Origin of the sequence: Phenylobacterium sp. (genome assembly GCF_030693805.1) — a bacterium.
In the GTDB taxonomy this organism is placed as follows: Bacteria; Pseudomonadota; Alphaproteobacteria; order Caulobacterales; family Caulobacteraceae; genus Phenylobacterium.
In genome coordinates this window covers 1-6178 of sequence record NZ_JAUXZW010000322.1, presented here as the reverse complement: position 1 = coordinate 6178, position 6178 = coordinate 1, and the positions used below count along the sequence as shown (strand labels likewise).

At 65.3% G+C, this 6178-nt stretch carries 5 protein-coding genes; 1 reads left to right on the top strand and 4 read right to left on the bottom strand.

Translation table 11 applies throughout. The features are described 5' to 3' along the window. From Q8M88_RS12605 to Q8M88_RS12595, 3 genes are all read right to left on the bottom strand, one after another. Window positions 1-829, bottom strand: an 829-nt coding sequence (locus Q8M88_RS12605) for a CaiB/BaiF CoA-transferase family protein (protein ID WP_305597506.1), incomplete at its 3' end; no start/stop codon positions are given. Between the two features lie 211 nt (window positions 830-1040). Beyond that, window positions 1041-2249, bottom strand: a complete 1209-nt coding sequence (locus tag Q8M88_RS12600) for an MFS transporter (protein WP_305597505.1) — start codon at window positions 2247-2249, stop codon at window positions 1041-1043. Window positions 2250-2318: 69 nt separating this feature from the next. After that, window positions 2319-4268 (bottom strand): TonB-dependent receptor, encoded by a 1950-nt coding sequence (locus Q8M88_RS12595; RefSeq protein WP_305597504.1) that lies wholly within the window; start codon window positions 4266-4268, stop codon window positions 2319-2321. Between the two features lie 366 nt (window positions 4269-4634). Between Q8M88_RS12595 and Q8M88_RS12590 the strand changes: the two genes are divergently transcribed. Next, window positions 4635-5693 (top strand): alkene reductase, encoded by a 1059-nt coding sequence (locus Q8M88_RS12590; RefSeq protein WP_305597503.1) that lies wholly within the window; start codon window positions 4635-4637, stop codon window positions 5691-5693. A 95-nt stretch (window positions 5694-5788) separates the two neighbouring features. On the opposite strand, the gene Q8M88_RS12585 is transcribed toward Q8M88_RS12590, so the two are convergent. Then, the coding region (locus Q8M88_RS12585) for an acyl-CoA dehydrogenase family protein (protein ID WP_305597502.1) at window positions 5789-6178 on the bottom strand (390 nt) is incomplete at its 5' end.

The window sequence follows — 6178 nt, the reverse complement described above, 5'->3', positions numbered from 1 at the left end:
GCGCGGTCCGCATGCCGTCACGGGTGGCGTATTGCGGATCCGACACCCAGTCCGCGTGACCCAGGATCTTGAACACCTCGAAGACCGTGCGCGGCGCGATCAAGGGGATGATCACATAGCCGTCGCTGCTCTTGATCGGCGGATAGTTCAGCGGCTCTGGTTCGACGTTGGCCTGCGCCTGCTGATATTGAAGCCCGATCATTTGCATGGTCGACTCCATCAAGGTGACGTCGATGAAGCTGCCGGGGCCGTTGCGCTCACGATGCAGCAGGGCGGTCTGGATGGCGGCGAAGGCGTTGTTGCCGGCCGCCACGTCGGCGGTCAGCACCGCGTTCTTCAGCGGCACCCCATGACGATCCTCCTCGGCCGTCGCCACCACGATGTCGAGGCCGCTGTAGGCGTGCACGATGGGCGCGTAGGCCGGACGCTCGGCGAGCGGGCCCGTCTGGCCGAACCCCGAGATCGAGCAATAGATCAGCTTGGGATGGGCCTTCGCGAGGCTGGGGTAGTCCAGGCCTAACCTGGCCATCACGCCCGGCCGGAAATTCTCAACCACCACATCGGCCTTGGCGATCAGGCGGCGCACCACCTCCATGCCGGCCTCGGTCTTCAGGTCCAGCGAGATGCTCTTCTTGCCCGCATTGTAGAGGCCGTAGGTGTAGCGGCTCACCAGATCGATGTTGTAGCGGCCGCGCAGCAGGTCGCCCTCGCCGCAAGCCTCGATCTTTATGACCTCGGCGCCGCAGTCGGCCAGCAGCCGCGTGGCTGCGGGCCCAGCGACCATGGTGGTGAAATCCACCACGACGATTCCATCCAGGGGTCGAGGCATCTGGTTCTCCCTCTTTGGGCTCAGCCTGTGCTGTGCTCCAAAGCATCTCTACGAACGCATCACGCCGGCGCCGCCTGCGGGCTGTTTCCCGACGTCGGCGCGAGCTGCCCTTCGCCAGTACCTCTTGCGCCGCCGCTGTTCCAGGGTTCGGCGCCGAATTCCGAGAGACTGCGAGCCGTCGACCACCCATAGACCGGTCGTGCGGCCAAAATCATGACGGCCGAGGCTCGACGGCGGCGTTTGACGCCTCGATCCTCCCCCACAGTCGGAACGACAGCATGGTGATGACCAACCCTTCCAGCCCCATCACCAGAACGGCGGTTCGCGATCCGAGCGCATCGGCCATGACGCCCAGGTGAAGCACGCCCAAGGGGGAGAGGCCGATGCAAGTGGCCAGCAATCCAAGGACCACGCCACGGGACTGCGCCGGCGTCAGCATGTAGATCAGGGTCGCCTGCATGATCCCAAAGCCCGCGCCTGCGAGCCCGGAGGTGAACAGCGCGACGCCGGCCAACGGCGCGTTGGGAGCAAGGCCGAAGAGGACGATGCAGGTCAGGCCGGCGATGACCCCGCCGGCGAAGATCCTTGGATAATGCCTCGGCGACGAGATGCGGTGCAGCGTCAGCGCCGACAGGAATGCGCCGACGCCCTCCATGGAGACCAGCACGCCGACCGCGACCGGGGCCAGGCGATAGCTGTCGGACGCCACGACCGGCGTCTGGGTCATCATCGGCCAGGCGAACAGGTTATAGATCGCGGTCAGGACGAAGACGCCGGTCAGGCTGCTGTCGCGCGCCACCAGTCGGATGCCGTTGAGGAACAACAGGTGATAGGGCGGATTGGTCGTCACCGCCTCGACCTTCGGCAGTCTCAATCGCACGCTCAGATAGGCGAACCCGAGAAATGCGACGGCGCTGAACCAGAACACATTCATGCCGATGGATGTGGCGACGACGCCCCCGACAAGAGGGCCTGCGATGCGTGAGACATTGCCTGTCGCCATATCGACCGCCATCGCCTGTCGCATGCGCATGGCCCCAACCGCATCGCCAATCATCAGCCGGCGCAGCGGCATGTCGGCGGCGGCCATCGCGCCGTTGACGAACACCAGGACCGCCAGCATCCAGAGCTGGAGAGCGCCGAAGGCATGTAGGGTCGCGATAGTCATGCTGCTGAGCGTTATGGCGAGGGCGATGTAGATCTGCAGCGTGCGCGGCGAGATGTGGGCGACCAGCATCCCGATGTTGGCGCTGAGCAACGGAAACGGCAGCAGCCGGCACGTCGCCAAAACGGCGACGGCGAAGGCTGAATGTGTGGTGTCGTGCACGTAGAGCGCCACCACCAAGAGTTCGGTCCACTGGGTGATGCTGACGATGATGCCCATCGCCCACAGATGGCGAAAATTGCCATTGGCGAACAAGCCGTCATTGCTATTACGCTTGACTATGACTACACTCTTTTTTTGTTTTTTCTTATTTATACGGAAAATCTAGAAATCTGTAGCAACACTTACCAGTATATTGCGCGGATTCGTGACATAGAAGGCGCCGGACGGGTAGATTTTCCAGGTGAAGTCGTCAAAGATATTCTGGATCTGGACACGCAACATCGACGCGTGATCACGGACGCGAAAGCGGTAGCGCATGCCGAGATCGAGGGTGGTGTAGGCTTCTGCGTTCAGCTGCGCGCCGCCCAGCTCCGCGAACTCGCGCGACGTCGCCGCGCGCTCGCCGGTGTGGTTCACCGCCGCATCGATCGACAGCCCCTGGACCCAGGGCGTGCGGTAGTCGAGGTTGAGCCGCACGGTCGTCTCAGGCTGGCTGACCGGCTTGGGGCCGATCAACCCCCGGTCCACACCTTCGCCCGAGACGCTCGGCTTCTGCAGCACCACGCCGGCGACGATGTTGAGGCGGTCGTTGATCGCGCCGGCCAGCGAGATCTCATAGCCCTTGTGCTGTTCGTCGCCGAGGTTGCGATAGATCCTCGACGGGTCGAGGTTGAAGTACGGCTTCTCGACGTTGAAGTAGCCCAGCACCAGTCGCAGCGTCGGGGTGATCGCGTAGCGAACGCCGAAGTCGTACTGGCTGGTGTGGATCGCCGGCGGCGCCTCCTGCGCGTTGGCGGCGTTCTCCGGCGCAAGCGGCACCTCCTCGAGCCCCTGCGTTGTCCCCGCATAGATGGCGATGCGTTTCGAAACGTTGAGGGCGGCCGATGCGTTGAAGAACGTCGGCTTGTCCTGTGTCACCGTCGGGCGCGCGAGCGCCGGAGTCACTGTCTTCTCATAATCCACCCGCTGCGCGCCGAAGCTGACTTCTCCCAGCTTTCGCCACGCGAGCTGGTACTGGGCGCCCACGGCCCACTGGCGCACCTGATCCTGCGACTGAGGGCCATAGACCCACGCCGGTTCCGGCAGGCCGATGTTGCGGCCCACGGGGATCGGAAGGATGCTCGCAGACGCGGCGCCCCCGAAGTTGCGCTCCGCATTGCGTCCTCGCACTGACAGATGGACGGTCTGGCGGAGCCGGTCGCCGGCGAAAACTCCGGTCAGACGCGCCTCTCCAGAGGTGGTGGCCGTGCGAAACGGCCGATCGTTTGTGACGACGTGCTGCGCCGGTAGGCCAGCGCGGTCAGTGTTGAGATAGAGGTCGGCGATCGCCCCCTGGCCATTGGTGCTATGGCGGAAGAGGCCGGCTTTCAGCGTCCAGTGGTCGCCCACCGGCGTGAAGCCCAGCACGCCGTAGCTGCGCAGGTAGGTGCTCGACAGCGACCAGTCCTGGCCGAAGAATTTCGGCCTGACCTTCGGCGGCAGGAAGGGTCCGGAGGTGAACACGAACGGGTTGAACTTGTTGTCCAGATCACCGCCATAGGTGAAGAAGCCGGTGAGTTCGGTGCGCTCCATCGGGCGCCAGCGCGTGACGACCCCAACTGACCCCTTCGACGATGTACTGTCGCCCGGAACGCTGTCGTCGATGCGCTGATACAAGCCTGCCGATATGCCCAGCTTGCCCGGGATGATCTGCCGCTGGACGTCCAGTTCGGCGGAGAAGCCGTTGTTCGGTCCGACCTGCAGGACCCCGGACATCGAATTTCGGTCGTCGACGGTGCGCAGCGCGTAGTCGACGATGCCGGTGGGAGCGGGGAACGGGTAGCTCTGGGCCGTGAGGCCGACACGGATCGTCGTGCTCGCCAACGCGCGGGTCGGCAGGAACAGGCGAAGATCGTAGTACAACCCCTCGATGCGCAGGTTGCCGGCCGACAAGGGGCTGAAGCCGCGCGTGTCACGCTCGTTGTATAGCCCGACCTTCTCATTGCCGACGCTGACGCCGAAGGCGTCGTCAGCCGACCGCGTGGCGTTTTCCGCACTGCGCTGCTGAGCGAAGGCCGCCTGCGGTGCGAAACACGCCAAGACCATCCCCAGCGCGACCAGACGCCACGGCATCGCCCCCACCCCCGTTTTTTCTCATTGTGGTCAGAACACGCAGCGGCGTCCATGCCAAACGCTATGACCTTGCGCGCGGCGCAGGGTCCGATGACCCAGGGGAAATGCTGACAGCCAAGTCAGAGCATCTGGCTTGCTAAGCCGCGGGCCGCAGGCTGCGCTGTCGCACAGGCGCGTCCGGGATCGCCTTTCATCATGCTGCCGGAAGCCATCGTCCAGACCGCAGCGCTCACCTCGCCAGGCGGAGACGTCTCGTCTGCGCACTCCAGCGACGCCGGTAGCACCTGAGGCCTTGTTCAGAAAATCTCGGCGTGCATCCGCCGACCGACGCCCTACCTACGCATATCGACGCTCAAAGGATTGCTGATGCCCACCCTGTTCGACCCCCTGAAAGTTGGCGACCTGACGCTCAAGAACCGCATCGTCATGGCGCCCCTGACACGCTCGCGTTCGGGCGTGGAGAGGACGCCAGGCCCCCTGGTGGCGCAATACTACGCCCAGCGCGCCTCGGCGGGTCTGATCCTCAGCGAGGCGACATCGGTCACCCCCCTGGGCGTCGGCTACGCCGACACTCCGGGCATCTGGGCGGACGAACAGGTCGAAGGCTGGAAACTCACGACCGACGCCGTCCATGCGGCGGGCGGGGTCATCTTCATGCAGCTACGGCACGTCGGGCGCATTTCGGATCCCAGCTTCCTCGATGGCCGGAGCCCGGTGTCGGCGAGCGCCGTAGCGGCCAAGGGCGACGTCAGCCTGTTGCGCCCGAAGCGCCCCTATCCCGTGCCGCGCCCGCTGGCGCTGGAAGAGATCGCGGACGTGGTCGAGGCCTATCGCAAGGGCGCTGAGAACGCCAAGCGGGCGGGATTCGATGGTGTCGAACTGCATGGCGCCAACGGCTATCTGCTTGACCAATTCCTCCAGGATGGCGCCAACCACCGCACCGACGCCTACGGCGGTTCGGTCGAGAACCGGGCGCGGCTGATGATCGAGGCCGTCGACGCCGCGATCTCAGTCTTCGGGGCCGATCGCGTGGGGCTGCATCTGGCGCCGCGCGGAGACTCCCACGACATGGGCGACTCAGACCGCGAGGCGACCTTCGGCTACGTGGCCCGCGCCATGGCCGCGAGAAAGATCGCCTTCATCTTCGCCCGCGAGCGGCTGGGCGACGACCGCATCGGCCCGCTGCTTAAGGCGCAGTTCGGTGGCGTCTACATCGCCAACGAAGGCTTTGATCTGGCGAGCGCCAACGCGGTCATCCAGGCTGGAGAGGCGGACGCCATCTCGTTCGGCAAGCTGTTCATCTCCAACCCCGACCTGCCCGCGCGGCTGAAGATCGGCGCGCCGCTTAGCCCCTGGATCGCCGAGACCTTCTACACGCCGGGCCCGGACGGCTACGTCACCTACAAGGAGCTGCAAGCAGTCTGACGCGCAGCCGCAGCTCGCCGGAGGCGCCGGCTCGCGGCGTGAGCCGGTCGGCGGCGGACGCTTGCGCGCCCGCCGCCCTGAGACCGGTGCGGCGACTAGTCCAGCTCGCCCTTGCGGTAGCCGAGCAGGTGACGCGCGATCAGCAGGCGCTGGATCTCGCCGGCGCCTTCGTAGATGTCGGTGATACGGGCGTCACGGAACCACTTCTCGGCGAGGAACTCCTCCGACAAGCCGTCCGGACCCAGCAGTTCGATGCAGCCCTGGGTGATCTGGCGCGCGGCCTTGCCGCCCATGGCCTTGGCCATCGAGGCTTCGATCCGGGAGCCGTCCGAGGTCTCGCCGAGTTGCTCTTCCTTGAACTTCACCTGCATCACCGACATCCAGGCCGCCTGCCACACGGCTTCCATCTCGATCAGCCGATGTTCGACCATGCCGCGGCTGGTGCGCTGCTTGGCGTAGTCGGGGTCCACGCCAAGGCGCGCCGC

Coding starts and splice junctions, on each gene's coding strand:
- Q8M88_RS12595 (WP_305597504.1), bottom strand. CDS start 4,268: ATGCCGTGGCGTCTGGTCGCGCTGGGGATGGTCTTGGCGTGTTTCGCA.
- Q8M88_RS12590 (WP_305597503.1), top strand. CDS start 4,635: ATGCCCACCCTGTTCGACCCCCTGAAAGTTGGCGACCTGACGCTCAAG.